The organism is Hyunsoonleella sp. 2307UL5-6, from assembly GCF_047345485.1.
In the GTDB taxonomy this organism is placed as follows: domain Bacteria; phylum Bacteroidota; class Bacteroidia; order Flavobacteriales; family Flavobacteriaceae; genus Jejuia.
On sequence record NZ_JBLFEN010000003.1, the window covers coordinates 130,460 to 148,488 of the forward strand.

The window sequence follows — 18,029 nt, forward strand, 5'->3', positions numbered from 1 at the left end:
GTTCTAGTGAGATCCAAAAAAAAACTAAATTATATGTTTAAACTAAAACTAAAAATGAAACACAAATTAAAGAAAAGTTGTTTTGTTTCTGGATTAACTTTAATGTTGATGTTAATGTTTTCCAGTTTCACACCAACTAGTCTTCAGGCTCAAGAAAAAATCTCGGGTACTGTAACAGATCCCAGTGGGATACCTTTACCAGGAGTAAGTGTTGTACAAAAAGGTACTAATCGAGGTGCCTCCACAGATTTTGATGGTATTTATTCTTTAGAATTAACTTCAGGAGAAAAAGTGTTAGTATTTTCTTATGTAGGTTTCAAAACTGTTGAAATCCCAGTAGGTGCTAAAACAACCATTGATGTTAGACTGCAAGAAGATCTAGAAAGTCTAGATGAAGTTGTAGTAGTTGGTTATGGTACACAAAAAAAGGAAAGTGTTGTTGGAGCAATAACACAATTAAAAGGTGAAGACTTACAAGAACTAACTTCAGGTATCACCAATGTAGCAGAAGCACTTCAAGGAAATTTACCGGGTGTTACTACAATACAAGGTAGTGGTGTTCCTGGACGTAATGATGTACAAATCTTTGTTCGTGGTCTAGCTACATTTAATGGTACTGGTGGTCCTTTAATCCTTGTAGATGGAGTGCCAAGACCTTTAGATAATATCGATTTTAACGATATTGAAAGTTTTTCAGTACTTAAAGATGCATCAGCAACTGCTGTATTTGGTGTACAAGGTGCAAATGGTGTAATATTAATTACTACTAAAAGAGGTAAGAAAGGTAAGGCTCAACTATCGCTTCAGGCCAATACAACTTTAAAAACAGTATCTAGACTACCAGAGAAATTGAGTGCTTATGATGCAATATTAGAAGCAAACTCGTCTATATTACGTGAGCTAGCTCACAACGATGATGCGTCATGGGCAAATTATCGTCCTCTAGCAATAGCAGATAGATACCGAAACCCTATTGATGAAGATGATCCATTTTTATTTCCAAATGTAGATTGGCGTGATACTTTATTAAAAGACACTGCTCAAGATTACCGTATTAACTTATCTGTTAGAGGTGGTGGTGAAAAATCAAGATACTTTGCCAGTTTAGCATACCAAACTGTATCTGACATTTTTGACGGTGCTAGTTTTGATAATGGTAAGGGTTATGAGAGTGAATTTAGCTATGATAGATTTAATTTCCGAAGTAATTTAGATTTTAGTATAACTAATACTACAGAGTTTTCGGTAAATCTTGGTGGTTTTTACGGCACGCAGCAAACACCAGGTAACTTAAACTTAGTTACAAATTCTATTTACGAGCTTGCACCAAATGCTTATATACCTGTTTTTCCTGATGGAGCATTTGGTAGAGATGACTTAGATATTTTTGCAAATACCAATCCTTTAGTAACGCTTACAAATACAGGATATGATATAAACAACACATTTCAGATAAATACCGACTTTATTTTAAAACAAAATTTAGATTTTATAACAGATGGCTTAACAGCTCAAGGACGTTTATCTTTAGATAATAGATCGACAAGTCGCCAACGACTTATAGATCAGGGTGCTGATGGACAAGAGAATGTAAGATACCGTGTCTTTGATCAGTTTTTTAATGAGAGAATCGAGTCTCCAAATGGTATAAATGATTTTGATTTTGTTCCGTTTCCATGGAGACTTGAACAAGAGGAAATTCTAAATAATACAATCGTTCGTAATCTTCTGTACGACTTCTCTATAAATTATAGTAGAACTTTTGCAGAAAAACACTCATTTACTGGTTTAGCATTGGTAAGAAGACAAGAGCGAGGAAGAGGTAATGGTTTTTTAACATTGCGAGAAGATTGGGTAGGTAGAATAACATATGATTATGATAAAAGATATTTTTTAGATGTTAGTGGTGCTTACAATGGTTCTGAAAAATACGGACCTGGTTTTCGTTTCGATTTATTTCCTGCATTGGGTTTAGGTTGGACAGTATCTAATGAATCTTTTATGAATGATGTAGATTGGGTAAATAAACTTAAACTTAGAGGGTCTTATGGTTTAATTGGTGATGATCAAGCTGGAGATAGGTTTGAATATCTTCCTACGTTTACAATTGGTGGAGGTGCTTTTATAAATCCAGAGCAATCTAACGTGAGGGAACAATTTGAGTTTTTTAGCGAGGATAATGTAGGTAATGCTAATCTACAATGGGAGACTGCTATAAAATACAACTTTGGTGCTGAAATAGGATTGCTTAATAATAGTATTACTGCTGAGTTTGATTTTTATGGAGAAGACCGTAGTAATATTTTAATACAAAGTGGAGATAGAGCTGTGCCAGAATGGTTTGGAGCTAGCCCGCCATCCTTTAACAGAGGAGAAGTACAAGTAAGAGGTTTTGAACTTCAAATAGGGGCTAATCATACATTTGGTAACGGTTTAAAGTTGTTTCTTAATGCCAATTTCAACCAAGCAGAAGATCTTGTTATAGATAGAGAAGATCCTGAATTTAGACCATTTTGGCAAAAAGCAGCAGGTTTTCCAATCGGTCAACCAAGATCTGCTATTCCTGGAGATATTCTTCAAAGTATAGATGATCTATACAGTTCTACACCTAGAATTAATGGTCAAAATTCTATACGCACAGGATACTACAATTTACATGATTATGATGGTGATGGCGTTTATAATGGTAATTTTGATAATATTCCTTTCGGTTTTCCTGTTGCACCAAGAAAAAATTGGGCTGCTACTGTTGGAGCAGAATATAAAGGATTAAGGTTATCTGTTCAGTTTTACGGTACTCAAAATTCAAATAGGAATTATACCAGTAGAACTTTTAATAATCAAATTGATACATTTTTTGCTCATGAGTTAGGGTATTGGACTAAAGATAACCCAACAGGTACACGAACACAACCCATTTTTTCTTTTGATCAAGGTGCTAGCGACCCAAGAAGAAGCTTTTGGGATGGTTCTTTAACAAGACTTAGAGCAATAGCTTTAAACTATACAGTACCTAAAGCAACATGTCAAAAATTAGGTATAAAAGGAGCAACTATTTTTGCTAATGGTAATAATTTGTTTTTATGGACAGATTTACCAGATGATAGGGAATTTAATAGTAGTTTAACTGCCGATTCTAGTTTTAGAGGTGATTATCCTAACTTGGCAAGATTCAACTTCGGTTTTAATTTAGATTTTTAAAAAAATAGAATTATGAAAAATAAAGTATTAAAAATAGTTTTATTCTTTGGGCTAATGTCTACGTTCACTTGCGAGGAATATTTAGACATACCACCTGAAGCTCAAATAGAAATAAATGATGTCTTTGCAACTTTTACAACATCTCAAGGTTTTGTTGAGGAAATGTATAATTTAGTTGTAGACTATGGAACCAATGGATGGTCTTTTCAAGATTATATATATGGAGATGATGGGTTTAATACCCAAACCTTTAAGTATAGTACTCAGTTAGATCGTGGTGAGCTAGATCGCTGGATATCAAATAGTTTGAGTTACTTGCATAAAAACAATAGATTTCAAACTAATCAAAATAATGGAACAACAGGAAGTACTAATGAAGAACAGGGTAGAGGTAGGCCAAAAGTATGGACAGGCAGTATGCTTGGGATACGTAAAGCCAATGTTGTAATTGCTAATGAACCTTTGATGGTAGGCTTAAGTCAATCTGAAAAGGATGTGATCTTAGGTCAAGCCTATTTTTTCAGAGCTTTCTTTCATAATGAAGTTATGAAGTTTTGGGGACGTTTTCCGCACATACAAGAAGTATTTGTTGGAGAAATTAGTATACCAAGACCAGAAACTTACAGAGAGGTTGCTTTATCAATTAATGAAGATTACAAAAGAGCTGCTGAGTTGTTACCTGTAGATTGGGACAATGAGACTTATGGACAAGGTACTAGAGGTCAGAATGCTGGTAGATTGACTAAAGGTGCTGCTTATGCTTTTCAAGGTAAAAATTTGTTATTAGCGGCTAGTCCACTAATGTTTTTCAATAATCAACCAGGTATTAATACTTATACTTATGATACAGAATTGGCTGCTATGGCAGTCGACGCTTTTGCAGAAGTATTAAAACTAGAACAAGCTGGAGTGTACAGTTTGGCTACTAATATGGAAGATTATAAAAAAGTACTGTGGGAAACACCCAGAAATACATGGCCTGCTTTAGTACCAGAAGCAAAAGAGTTAATTTTTGCAGGTTCTGCAGGATCTCATGTTGGTTCTTCTATTAGCTTTATGTCTACTGGTATGCCAAGACCTATTGCTTCTGGAGGAACACAGTGTACTAGTGCAACTCATAATTTTATACATAACAACTTTGGAATGGCTAATGGATTATCAATAGAAGATGATTTAAGCGGTGATTTTGGTACTCCAACGTATAATCCTTTAAGACCATTTGATAACAGAGATCCTCGCTTTTACGCATGGGTATTTGCAGACCGTGATACACTAGGTACAAGAGCTGGTATACCAGAGGTTAATAGAACGTTGAAATTATATTCAACTGATGAAAATGGTGTTCCTGGTGCACATCGCGATAGGAATAATTTTTCTTTCTCTGGTTACATGTTTAAGAAGTTTTATCCAGAAATTGATGGACAGTACCATTCACAAGCAGGAAATAATATTATAAGAAATTTCACTGGTATTCGTCTTCACATGAGATTAACTGATGTATACCTTATGTATGCAGAAGCGCTTCATGTTTCTAGAGGAGCAACTACTGCACCAAGTTCTTTTCCATTAACTGCAGAACAAGTAGTTAATATTTTTAGAGCCAGAGCTGGTGTTGATAATGTAAACCCTGCTATCGTAGCTGATAGCAATAAATTCATGGATGAGTTAAGAAGAGAAAGATCTGTAGAACTCTCTTACGAAGCACACAGATGGGTAGATATTCGTCGTTGGGGTGTTGCACACGAGGATAAATATAGAATAAAGACAAAACTAAATTTTGATAGAGATTGGACGTTCTTTGAAGAAGCTGTACTTGTAGATAGAGTATGTGAGTATCCTAAACACTATTGGTTACCTTTTGAAGCTAATCAAACACAGTTTTATGAAGGCTTTCCTCAAAATCCGGGTTGGTAAACATTAATAACTCGTTTTAATTAATACTAAATATTAAAGAAAATAAAATGAAGATAAATAAATTATATATGTTGTACGCCCTGGTATACATTCCCATATTCTTTTTTTGTGGTATGTTGTCGGCACAATCTACCAGTACAGAGGTATCGGGAACCGTGCTTGACGAACTGGGAAACCCCTTAAGTGAGGTTAATATTTTCGGTACAGGAGGTGCCAAGGCAACTACAAATGATAATGGCTTATTCACCATTACCTTGCCTACTAACCAAGATGTAGTTATTAAGAAAAAAGGGTACGAATCCCAGTTTATTAATTTATCTGCAATCGATAAAATAACTCTCATAAAATCAGACTTTTTAGCATCTGAAGACGATGAAATAAATATGGGCGTTGCTGTTAAAGATAGACGTGATCTTACTGGATCAGTGTCATCTATAAATACAAGAGATCGCTTAATATATGATAATACGCAATTTGTTAGAAATTATATTAATGGTTTAACACCTGGTGTAAGAGGTTCTTCAAACATTAGAGGTATTGGAGAGGCACTTTTTGTAATAGATGGAGTTTTTGGAAGAGATCCAAATATTCTAAACATGGAAGAGGTAGAACAGATAACTGTTTTAAAAGATGCAAATGCAGTGGCACTTTACGGGAGTCAAGGTAGAAACGGTGTTATTGTTATCAATACCAAACGTGGAAAAGTTAATGAAAAAGAAGTAAATGTAAATATACGTTCTGGTATTAATACTTCTATTAGCCTTCCAAACTACCTAGATGCAGGTGACTTTATGGTATTACGAAACGAAGCAAGAGCCAACGATGGTTTAGAGCCTCAATTTCCTGTAACTCAAATACTAAATACAAGAAGCGGAACAAATCCTTTACAATTCCCTGATGTTGATTTGTACGATTTTATACAACCTTTTGTTAATACAACTAATGTTATTTCAGAATTTTCAGGAGGTAACAACAAAGCTCAGTACTATGTAAATGCAGGATGGGTTTATAGTGAAAACTGGGTTAATATTAATGAAGATATAAACGCAGGTAATAACCGTTTTAATATAAGAGGTAATATAGATTTTAAAGTTAATGACTGGATAACAAGTAGTATAGATGGTGTGGCAATAATTGCTTCTTCTAAAAGTTCTAGAGCAAATATATTAAACGCTGCAACTACATTTTTACCTTTTGATTATGCACCGTTAATTCCTTTAAATAGTTTTGATACTTCTAATAACCCAGAATTAGCAACTTTGTTAGCTGGTGCTACCACTTTTGATGGTAATTTATTGGGAACAGCAGGCCAGTTAGGTGTTAATGCACCTGTTGCGTTAGCTATTGCTGGTGGTTCTCAAGATAGAAGGTTTCGTGTTACTCAGTTTAACAATGCTATAAATTTTGACCTTTCTGCTATAACAGAAGGTTTAAGTGCTAAAACATATTTAAGTTTTGATTTTTTCGATACATTTACAGTCTCTTTAAATAATGAATTTAGAACATATGCTGCTACTGAGTTTTTAAATGATACCGAAGGAAATCCATTAGAATTTTTTGGTGAAGACCAACCACAACTTAGTGAAAATGTAAATTCCAACGGATTTGTATCTAGACTTGGAGCTTACGCTTTAGTAAATTATGAAAAAACTTTTTCCAAAAATTATTCTGTTAATACAACTTTATTGGGATATTATAACTCTCAAAAAAGAGCGGGAACTTTACAAACTGATAGAGATTCTCATTTAGGATTTCAAACGACTTTTGATTATAAGAAAAAGTTATTTGTTGATTTCTCTGGAGCGTATATACACTCTATAAAGTTACCTGAAGGTAACAGAGGCGGTTTTTCTCCAACACTTGGTTTAGGTTACATTTTAAGTGAAGAGTCTTTCCTTAAAGATTCTAAATTTGTAAATTATTTAAAAATAAAAGCCTCAGGAGGTATTATTCAATCAGATAGAAATATAGATGAGTATTTCTTATATGATGAAAATTATTCAGCGGGTTCAACCTTTTCATGGGCAGACAATGCCTTTGGGAATCGCAGACAAAATATTTCTCAAGGTGCTAATCCTAACCTTGGTTACGAAGAGCGTATAGATTTAAACCTAGGTTTAGAAACGTATTTGATGAATTCTCTTTGGTTAGAAGCTAATTTTTTCAGAACAGAACTTGATAAGCAGTTAGTATTTTTAGCAGATCAATATCCGTCATTCTATAATACATTTAGACCACAAGATAATTTTAATGCAAATTTATACACTGGTTTCGAATTAGGACTTAACTTCAATAAGACTTTTAATGATTTTTCTGTTGCTATTGGTGCTAATGTTTTATTTAGTGAGACTGAAGCTTCAAAACGATCTGAAACTAATGAGTTTGAATATCAAAACAGACAAGGTCTTGAGTTATCATCTATATTCGGATTTGAAGACTTAGGGTTTTACTCAGAGTCTGATTTTACAACAGATGTCGATGGTAATTTTGTTCTAAACAGTGATATAGCGCAACCTAACCTTGGTACAAACGTTAGACCTGGAGATATTAGATATGTAGATCAAAATAATGATAATATTATAGATCAAGATGATCAAGTTGCTATAGGGCAAGGTTCTAGTCCATGGTCTTACGGTGTTAATCTTAACTTAAAATACAAAGCGTTTAATTTATTTGTATTAGGTACAGGGCAATCAGGCGCACTTGGTAACAAATTAAGTACTAGATTTAATAACTATTATGCTCCTGATGGGACTGATAAGTATTCTGAAGTAGTAGTAGGACGTTGGACACCAGCAACAGCAAACACAGCAACATTTCCAAGATTAACTTCTGGAGATAATAGAAATAATTTTAGAACATCTACGTTTTGGTTATACGATAATAGTTTTTTTACAATTAACCGTGCTCAATTAACATATGAGTTTACTGATGCAGTATGTAATAAAATAGGAGTTGAAGATTTTAGTCTAAACTTCCAAGGTACTAACCTTTTAGAAATTTCTAAAAATAAAGATATCCGTCAACTTAATATTGGTGGTAATCCTCAAGTTAGAAGCTATACTTTAGGTGTAAGAATGTCATTTTAATAAAATAAAAATTAAATATATAAAATGAAAAATTTAATAAAATATATAGTAATTATGTTTGTTTTTACGAGCATAATTAGCTGTGATACCATTTTAGAACCTATTGATGAGAACAGGTTAGACTTTGAGTTTATTAGTACCGACCCAGCATCTGCAGAAGGTTTATTGCTTAATGGTTATTCAGATATAATTGATCAATTTACTTATAATGAAGCAGCAACCGATGATGCAGTAAATAATCAACTGTCTAATGGTTTCAAAAGAATGGCTCTTGGTGAGTTGAACGCACAGTTCAATCCAGCTTCGCGATGGAATAATTTTGAAAACGTATTGTGGGTCAATAGATTTCTGGAAGTTATTGAGGCAGGAGAAATTGTATGGTCTCAAGATCAAGATATAGACGAGATGTTTTATTTCCGTATGGAAGGTGAGGCTCTTGCATTACGTGGTTTACACCATTTCTATGCGTTACAAGCTCACGGCGGTGTTGGTACATCAGGAGAATTATTAGGCGTGCCTTACATTACAGAATTTATAGCGTCTGATGGTGACTTTAATTTGCCTCGTTTATCATTTGAGGCAACTGTAGAAGCTATTATGGCAGATTTTGATGCTGCTTTAGAATTACTACCAACAGATTATTTAGACAATCCTGATACTGTAATTCCTTTGTATGAACAATACGATCCAACTAAATATCAAGTTGTTAATGGCGCTCTATATAACCTAAGAATGTCAGGTAGAATAGTAAGTGCATTAAAAGCACGTTTAGCACTTTTTGCTGCGAGTCCATCATTTTTAAATGATCAAGGATTCTATAACATAGCAGCTACAGAAGCAAGTGAAATATTAAATACAATCGGCGGCGTTTCTGGTTTAGCAGCTAATGGTGTTGATTATTACGTAGAATACGACGAAACGAATAGCGATGAAATGATATGGAGAGGGTCTATACAAAATACACCTAACTCTGCTATTGAACGACGTATGTTTCCTCCTTCGATTAATGGAAATGGAGAAATTAATCCAACTCAAAACTTTGTAGATGCATTCCCTATGCTTAGTGGTTTTCCTGCAACAGAAGCGAATGGTTTCGATCCTCAAAACCCATATGCTAATAGAGATCCTAGATTAGAAAAGTTTGTAATACTAAATGGTAGTTCTTTTGGTGGAAGTACTATAAATACTGGTCTTGGTGGCGGTATAGATAGATTAGATTCTATCCCTGAATTTTCTACAACAACAGGCTACTATTTAAAAAAGACATTACGACCAGATGTTAGTATAAATAATGATGGTTCTTCTACAGACCAAAGACATTATGATGTATACTTTAGATATACAGAGTTATTCTTAATATTTGCAGAAGCAGCTAATGAAATAGGTGGGCCAGATCATTTAATAAACGGATTAACTCCTAGAGATGTAATTGCAGCAATCAGGGAAAGAGCTGGTCTTGCTCAACCTGACGCATATTTAGCTTCAATTACAACTACAGAAGCTATGCGCGAGTTAATTAGAAACGAACGACGTTTAGAATTGAGTTTTGAGGGGCATAGATTCTGGGATTTAAGAAGATGGGGTGTCTCACTAAATGAAACTGCTGAAGGTGCATTTTTTGATGGAACAGATTATACTTTAGGTATACCTGTTGAGACAAGAAATTACCCATCATTTGGTACTTATATGCCAATACCTAATACCGAAATCATAAGATTTTCAGCACTAGAACAGAACATGGGCTGGTAAAATAATTGCATACCTTTAAAGAATTAAAAATATTAAATATGAAAATTAAACTAATAACAATACTAGGTATAGCCATTAGTCTAATGGCATGCGAAAATCAAGAGTTCGTAGCCGAGGACTTTGGCTCAACATCAGTATTCTTTCCTTTTCAAACACCTGCTAGGACTTTGGTTTTAGGTGAATACGATTTGGGCTTTAATGACAATGATAACAACGGTCGTTTTGAAATTGGTGTCGTAATGTCTGGTGTATTTGAAAATCAAACTGATAGAAGAGTTCATTTTGAATTAGCTCCAGATTTAATTGATGCTGCAGCATTAGGAGTAGATACTGTTAACGTACAAATACTACCTCCATCTTATTACACTATAGAGCAAGAAAGCCCTGTAACTATTCCAGCAGGTTCAATTAATGGACGTATACCCGTTCAACTTACGGATGCTTTTTTTAATGATCCGCTTTCTTTTGATTCTGAAAATGAAACAAATTATGTAATTCCTTTAAGAATTACTGATTTTGAAGAATTAGACTCGTTACTGACTGGAGTACCAATTGTTGATAACCCTATTAAAATTAACCCAGACGATTGGAACCCTTTACCAAAAGATTACACGCTTTTTGGTATTAAGTTTATGAATGAATATCAAGGTATTTATTTACGCCGTGGTGCGGATAATATTGTAGGAACTTCACAAACAGTTACCATTGCAACTGGAGAAACAGAAACAATTAATATAGATACAACTTCTGTGTATAGAGCAGAGTTCGTTGTGCGAGACGAAATAGTACCAGTAACAACGTCAGGAAGAAATACTGCCATTGTTACCAATCGTGTTAGAAGAGGTAATATACCTGGTGATGATAATGTAACATTAAATCTTACATTTGATGACGATGGAAATATTGATATTGAAAATGTAGAAGGCGATAATTTTACGGTAACTGGCTCAGGTAGTTGGGTAGAAGATGGTGATGAATGGGGCGGAGAAAGACGTAATGCGATGTTTTTAGAGTATCAATATAGAGACGTACAAGTAGTACAGCAACTTGTTTTTGGTAGAGTAGTTTCAGAATCTACACTAGATTTGTTACATACTGTTAGAGATACTTTGGTAATTAGAAATAGAGATGTTAAATTCGAGCAGTTTACAATTGATTTAACATTACCAACACCATAAGCAGCATACCATTAAATAAAACTTTTTTAAAAAAGCGAGAATTATATTCTCGCTTTTTTTATATCATATTATTTTTACTTCATATTAGTTGCGTTTTTAATCTACTACTCATAATTACTCAAAGTATCTTTTTAGATAAAGACTAAGTATTTACAATCAATTAAACAGATACATCAGGACAGTTTTTTTAATGGAATATTTTATTTTTATTAAAGTTTTTTTATTTAAACTTCATTTATTACATAATCACTTGTAAACTACAATGTAATTATGATTAATATAATTAAGAAAGTCAGTTTAGTTAGTTTAGTTAGTCGAGCAACCTCCACTTAATATCAAGTTTAAAATGGAGGTTGTTTTTTTATTTATCAGTATATTTAGTTGCACTAACATAAAATTAAATATGAATACAATAACAATCAAGCTATTATTAATTATTACAAGCTGCTGTGTTTTATCCTGTAATACAAAAAAAGACGAAACACCCTGGGTAGAATTAATTAAAAACGATTCTTTAGAAGGATGGACAATATTGGGCGGCGAAGCGACCTATGAAGTAAGCGATGGTGTAATAACAGGCACAACCAAAGCAAATACGCCAAATACATTTTTAACGACTAATAAAATGTATGGAGATTTTATTTTTGAGGTAGAATACAAAGTAGATTCAACTATGAATTCTGGTATTCAAATACGAAGTAATTCACTGCCGTACTACAGAGATGGAATGGTTCATGGATATCAAGTAGAAATCGATCCTTCCAAAAGAGCATGGAGCGGAGGTATATACGATGAAAAAAGACGTAAATGGCTAAATCCTTTAGATCAAAATCCAGAAGCGCAAGCAGCCTTTAAGCAAAATGAATGGAATCATTACCGTGTTGAAGCGATTGGTGATACTATAAAAACTTGGATTAATAATGTGCCAGCAGCTTATTTAATAGATGATAAAACTGCAACTGGATTCATAGGATTACAAGTGCACTCTATTGGTAGTAAAAAGGATAAGTTAGGAAAAACGGTGCTTTGGAAAAACGCAAAAATCTTAACTGAAAACCTTGAGGAATTTGCAACAACAAGTCCGTTGAAACCCATAATCACAAAAAATAATCTAACATTTGATGAGAAAAGATCTGGATGGAAAATGCTTTGGGATGGTAAAACCACTGAAGGCTGGCGAGGAGCAAAACTTGATAAGTTTCCTGATTCTGGTTGGATCATTGAAAATGGAGAACTCATTGTTTTGGACACAGGAGGAGGTGAGTCTACAGCAGGTGGAGACATTGTAACCACTGAAGACTACAGTAATTTTGAGTTGCAAGTAGATTTTAAATTAACACCAGGAGCAAATAGTGGTATAAAATATTATGTAGATACCGAAATTAATAAAGGGCCAGGGTCCTCCATTGGTTTAGAATATCAAATATTAGATGATGCACTTCATGAAGACGCTAAAAGAGGATCTTACGAAGGCAGTAGAACAGTTTGTTCTCTATATGATTTAATCAAAGCAGATCCTAATAAACCAATAAAACCAATTGGTGAATGGAATACGGCTTATATTAAATCAGTAAATAACCATGTAGAGCATTGGATAAATGATGTTAAAGTTTTGGAATATGAGCGTGGTAGTGAAGACTTTCTACAATTGGTTTCAGGAAGTAAATATTCTAAATGGCCTAATTTTGGAGTTTTAGAAAAAGGGCAAATCTTATTACAAGATCATGGAGATAAAGTGGCATTTAGAAACATTAAAGTTCGAGTTCCAAAAAATAAGAAACACTAGTTATGGATAATAAGAGAAGAGATTTTTTAAAAAAAGCGACCCTAGCTACTGCAGCTATTAGTTTAAGTAATAGTGTTAATGCGATGTCGGCAAAAAGTTATACCAATATTATTGGGGCTAATGATAGAATAAATGTTGCAATTGCCGGTTTAGGACGAAGATTAAATGCATTTAAACAACCTATAGCATTAAAAGAAAGTAATGCCAAATTACTCTATTTGTGTGATGTTATGAAAAGTCAGCGAGTTAAAGGACTAAAAGCTTTTAGAGAGCATATTGATTATAATCCTGCGTTGGAAAATGACATCAGAAAAGTTTTAGATGATAAAAATGTAGATGTATTGATAAATGCTACACCAGATCATTGGCACACACCAGGATCAATTATGGCTATGAAAGCTGGTAAACACGTATATGTTGAGAAGCCATGTAGTCACAATATGCATGAAAATGAGCAATTGGTGAAAGCATCAAAACATTTTAATAAAGTGGTTCAAATGGGTAACCAGCAACGTTCTTCTGGTCATACAATTGAAATTATAAATGAAATTCATAATGGTATTATCGGTAAGCCTTATAAGGCAGTAGCTTTTTATAATAACGGTAGAGGAGAATCTCCACTGCAAAAGAAAGCTGCTATACCTGAAGGATTAGATTGGGATTTATGGCAAGGACCAGCACCAAGACGAGATTATACTTCTGAGACATGGAACTACAATTGGCATTGGTATGGTTGGGAATATGGAACTGCAGAAGCAGGAAATAATGGAACACATGAGTTAGATGTAGCGCGTTGGGCTTTACAAGTAGATTTTCCGCAGCACGTATATGTTGAAGCAGAAAAGCGTCATTTCTTAGATGATGGTTGGGAAATGTACGACGATATGGAAGCTACATTTAAATTTGCAGATAATAAAGTTATCAAATGGGACGGGAAATCTCGAAATAGCTATAGTACTTATGGAGGTGGACGTGGCACTGTAATTTATGGTACTGAAGGATCTGTATTTGTAGATAGAGGCAGATATATGCTCTATAACCGTAAAGGTAAATTGATAAAAGAATATAATTCAGCAACAAAAGAAGCGGGAACAGCGCTAGGAGGAGGAGGAGATATCTCTACAAAACATGTTCAAAATCTTTTTGATACTGTAAGAGGTAAAACAAAGTTAACAGCACCTATTGATGATGCCAGTAAAAGTATGGCTTTGGTACATTATGCTAATATTGCCTATAGAATTAACGATGGTTATGATATAGATGATAAAACTGGTATTATGTACAACAGGGAAGCTATGAAACTTTGGTCTAGAACTTACGAACCAGGTTGGGAACTAAATTTTTAAAGTTTATGTTTTACATCACATATCAAAATCTTTAATGAATTAATTACTTATTAAAGATTTTTTTTGAAAAATAATGTTTGCTACATTCAGGACAGGGCAGGATACAAATAGCTTTCCAAAGCCATATTTTTATATTCTGTTGAATTTTTCAATTATATTAATAGAAATCATAAAATTTTAATCAAATTTCACATGCCGAAAAACAGCTTTTTTTTAATCCTATTTAGTGTTTTATACAGCGTAAATACTATAAATGCTCAACAAAAAACGAGTGATGACAAACCAAACATCATTTTCATCTTAACAGACGATCAGCGTTTTGATGCTATTGGTTACGTTGGGAATAAATTTGTAGAAACTCCACAAATGGATGATTTAGCAAAATCTGGAACTTATTTTAATACCGCAATAGTTACTACACCAATTTGTGCAGCAAGTAGAGCCAGTATTTTAACAGGTTTACACGAACGTGCGCACAACTTTAATTTCCAAACGGGTAATATTCGCGAAGAATATATGACGAATTCATATCCAAGATTATTGAAAGATAATGGTTATCATACAGGTTTCTTTGGAAAATATGGCGTGCGTTATAATAATTTAGACAAACAGTTTGATGAATATGAATCTTACGACCGAAATAATCGCTTTAAAGATAGAAGAGGGTATTATTACAAAACGATAGATAATGATACCGTACACTTAACAAGATATACCGGACACAAAGCTTTAGAGTTTATCGATAAAAATGCATCAAATAAAGAACCATTTTGTTTGTCATTAAGTTTTAGTGCACCACATGCTCACGACGGTGCTCCAAAACAATATTTTTGGCAGTCTGAAATGGATCAAATGCTAGAGAACACAACAATACCAGATCCGGAATTAGCAGATGATAAGTACTTTTTGGCACAACCAAAAATAGTTAGAGATGGGTTTAATAGACTACGTTGGACGTGGCGTTACGACACTCCTGAAAAGTATCAGCATAGTTTAAAAGGTTATTACAGAATGATTTCTGGAGTAGATTTAGAAATCAAAAAAATTAGAGAAAAACTCAAAACTAAGGGGTTAGATAAAAATACCGTAATTATTGTAATGGGAGACAATGGTTATTTTTTAGGTGAACGTCAGTTTGCAGGAAAATGGTTAATGTATGATAATTCTATACGTGTACCATTAATAGTATTTGATCCAAGAGTAGATCAGCATCAAGATATAGACGATATGGTACTAAATATTGATGTGCCACAAACCATTGTAGATTTAGCAGGAGTAAAAGCACCATCAACGTGGCAAGGAAAAAGTTTAATGCCTATTGTAAAAAAAGAAACCAATACCATAGCTAGAGATACTATATTAATAGAGCATATTTGGGATTTTGAAAACATAGCACCAAGTGAAGGTGTGCGTACCGATGAATGGAAATATTTTAGATATGTTAACGATCAATCTATTGAGGAACTTTACAACTTAAAGAAAGACCCACAAGAAATTAAAAACCTTATTGGAAAGAAAAAATACAAAGCTATTGCTGATAATCTTCGAGCTAAGCTTGATGAACTCATTAAGAAAAACAGTGATGAATACAGAGCTGCTCCAACAGATTTAACGGTAGAATTAATAAGAGAACCGGCAACAGATGTTGAAATATTTGATTTAAAACCAGAATTCGGATGGACAGTACCATTAGGTTCTAAATTTCAAGGGGCTTATCAAATATTAGTAGCTTCAAATAAAATCGATATTGATCAAAATAATGGAGATGTTTGGGATAGTGGACGCGTGGCTTCAACAAAATCAACCGATGTTGAGTATGCTGGTAATCCTTTAGAGATAGGAAAAACATATTACTGGAAAGTAAGAATTTGGGAACAAGAAAATAGATTGGTAGATTATTCTGAAGCACAAAAATTCACAACAGGAAAAAGTGATAGCTATATTATTTCAACCGAAAATAAATTTATTACAACTTATGTTAAGCCAAAAACGTTTAAAAAACTAGGTGATTTATATGTGATAGATTTTGGAAAAGCTGCATTTGCTACCATGAATTTTAAGTATAACGCAAAAACGCCGCATACACTTACTGTAAGAGTAGGAGAAATGGTTAATGACGATGGTAGTGTAAATAGAACACCGCCTGCAAAAAGTAATATCAGATACCAAGAAATTAAGGTTGATGTGAAGCCAGGACAAACAGAATATCAAATTCAAGTACAAACCAACGAGCGTAATACAAGACCTAATCAAGCCATTCCTTTACCAGACGGGTTTCCTCCGTTAGTACCATTTAGGTATGCAGAAGTAGAAGGTTTTGAAGGCGAACTTCAAGCAAATGATTTTACGCAACTGGCTTACCATACCTATTGGGATGAAGAAGCTAGCAGCTTTAAGAGTAATAATAACATTTTAGATCAAGTGTGGGATTTATGTAAATACTCTATTAAAGCAACTACCTTCAATGGGTTGTATGTTGATGGAGATAGAGAGCGTATCCCTTATGAGGCCGATGCGTATTTAAATCAGTTAAGTCATTATACAACAGATAGAGAGTTTGCTATGGCAAGAAGAACCATAGAATACTTTATGAAGAATCCGACGTGGCCTACCGAGTGGCAGCAACACGTACCTCTATTAATTTATGCCGATTACATGTATACAGGCAATACCGAGTTGGTAGAGCGTTATTATGAGCCATTAAAGCACAAATCGTTATTCGAATTATCTAACGAAGATGGATTAATAACATCTACTAAAGTTGATGCTGAATTTATGAGAAAATTAGGGTTTCCTGATGGCTATAAAAAACCATTAACTGATATTGTAGATTGGCCAGGAGCTAATTTTAATAGAAGTAAAACAAAAGGAGAGCGCGATGGTTTCGTATTTAAACCTTATAGTACCGTAATCAATTCATTTTTCTATGAGAACATGAAAATTATGGCTGAGTTTGCTAAAATCCTTGGAAAAACACAAGAAGCTTTAGATTTTGAGTATAGAGCAGCAAAAGCTAAAAAAGCGGTGAACGAGCAAATGTTTGATGCAAAACGTGGGGTTTATGTAGATGGTATCGGTACAGATCACGCTTCATTACATGCCAATATGATGCCTTTAGCATTTGGTTTAGTACCAGAAGAACATTATCAATCTGTTGTTGACTATGTGAAATCAAGAGGGTTAGCTTGTAGTGTTTATGGCGCACAATTTTTAATGGATGGATTGTATAATGCAGGTGAAGAAGATTATGCTTTAGATTTATTAACGGATACTTCAGATAGAAGTTGGTATAATATGATTAAAATCGGGTCAACAATCACTTTAGAAGCTTGGGATAATAAGTATAAAAATAACTTAGATTGGAATCACGCCTGGGGCGCGGTACCAGCAAATGTTATTCCTCGTGGTTTATGGGGTATAAAGCCTAAAACACCAGGTTTTGGTATTACTACCATAAAACCTCAAATGAGTAAGTTAAAATCTAGTGAAATTACCGTACCAACAGTTAGAGGTCCAATAAAAGCAAGTTATAAATATAATGGGGCGAGGTTACAAACGTATACCATTGAAATTCCCGGAAACATGGTGGCTGAATTTTCACTAAATGGTTTAGATGGAAAAGACTTAATTCATAACGGAGAAAAAGTACCCTCGGCGTTTGAGTCTATAAGGCTCGCTCCTGGTAAGCATATTATTCAACTTAAAATTAATTCATTTTAAATAAAAAAAAATTAACAAAAGCCAGTAAATTCAATGAATTTACTGG

General features: G+C 33.9%; 8 protein-coding genes. All 8 read left to right on the plus strand.

Annotated features, from left to right (window positions below; genetic code table 11):
- The first annotated feature begins 54 nt into the window (after positions 1–54).
- The 8 genes from ACKGJY_RS06830 (at position 55) to ACKGJY_RS06865 (ending at position 17,983) form a co-directional block, all read left to right on the plus strand.
- A complete protein-coding gene (locus tag ACKGJY_RS06830; protein ID WP_413973121.1) occupies positions 55–3,201 on the plus strand; it encodes a SusC/RagA family TonB-linked outer membrane protein in 3,147 nt (1,048 codons plus the stop codon).
- Between the two features lie 12 nt (positions 3,202–3,213).
- Positions 3,214–5,115: a RagB/SusD family nutrient uptake outer membrane protein gene (locus tag ACKGJY_RS06835; protein ID WP_413973122.1), complete on the plus strand. Its 1,902-nt coding sequence runs from the start codon at positions 3,214–3,216 to the stop codon at positions 5,113–5,115.
- A gap of 47 nt (positions 5,116–5,162) precedes the next feature.
- Entirely contained in the window at positions 5,163–8,204 is a 3,042-nt protein-coding gene (locus tag ACKGJY_RS06840) for a SusC/RagA family TonB-linked outer membrane protein (RefSeq protein ID WP_413973123.1), read from the plus strand.
- 24 nt (positions 8,205–8,228) lie between these two features.
- Positions 8,229–9,953 (plus strand): RagB/SusD family nutrient uptake outer membrane protein, encoded by a 1,725-nt coding sequence (locus ACKGJY_RS06845; RefSeq protein ID WP_413973124.1) that lies wholly within the window; start codon positions 8,229–8,231, stop codon positions 9,951–9,953.
- Positions 9,954–9,991: 38 nt separating this feature from the next.
- Positions 9,992–11,131, plus strand: a complete 1,140-nt coding sequence (locus ACKGJY_RS06850; protein WP_413973125.1) for a DUF5627 domain-containing protein — start codon at positions 9,992–9,994, stop codon at positions 11,129–11,131.
- A 403-nt stretch (positions 11,132–11,534) separates the two neighbouring features.
- On the plus strand, positions 11,535–12,917 hold the full coding sequence (locus ACKGJY_RS06855) for a DUF1080 domain-containing protein (RefSeq protein WP_413973126.1): 1,383 nt from the start codon (positions 11,535–11,537) through the stop codon (positions 12,915–12,917).
- Between the two features lie 2 nt (positions 12,918–12,919).
- Positions 12,920–14,263, plus strand: a complete 1,344-nt coding sequence (locus ACKGJY_RS06860) for a Gfo/Idh/MocA family protein (RefSeq protein ID WP_413973127.1) — start codon at positions 12,920–12,922, stop codon at positions 14,261–14,263.
- Positions 14,264–14,455: 192 nt separating this feature from the next.
- The gene (locus ACKGJY_RS06865; RefSeq protein ID WP_413973128.1) at positions 14,456–17,983 is read left to right on the plus strand and encodes a family 78 glycoside hydrolase catalytic domain; all 3,528 of its coding nucleotides are present in this window, start codon (positions 14,456–14,458) and stop codon (positions 17,981–17,983) included.
- Positions 17,984–18,029: the final 46 nt, after the last annotated feature.

Excerpts from the sequence above, each read along its gene's own strand:
- ACKGJY_RS06830 (WP_413973121.1), top strand. The coding sequence starts at position 55 with ATGAAACACAAATTAAAGAAAAGTTGTTTTGTTTCTGGATTAACTTTA.
- ACKGJY_RS06835 (WP_413973122.1), top strand. The coding sequence starts at position 3,214 with ATGAAAAATAAAGTATTAAAAATAGTTTTATTCTTTGGGCTAATGTCT.
- ACKGJY_RS06840 (WP_413973123.1), top strand. The coding sequence starts at position 5,163 with ATGAAGATAAATAAATTATATATGTTGTACGCCCTGGTATACATTCCC.
- ACKGJY_RS06845 (WP_413973124.1), top strand. The coding sequence starts at position 8,229 with ATGAAAAATTTAATAAAATATATAGTAATTATGTTTGTTTTTACGAGC.
- ACKGJY_RS06850 (WP_413973125.1), top strand. The coding sequence starts at position 9,992 with ATGAAAATTAAACTAATAACAATACTAGGTATAGCCATTAGTCTAATG.
- ACKGJY_RS06855 (WP_413973126.1), top strand. The coding sequence starts at position 11,535 with ATGAATACAATAACAATCAAGCTATTATTAATTATTACAAGCTGCTGT.
- ACKGJY_RS06860 (WP_413973127.1), top strand. The coding sequence starts at position 12,920 with ATGGATAATAAGAGAAGAGATTTTTTAAAAAAAGCGACCCTAGCTACT.
- ACKGJY_RS06865 (WP_413973128.1), top strand. The coding sequence starts at position 14,456 with ATGCCGAAAAACAGCTTTTTTTTAATCCTATTTAGTGTTTTATACAGC.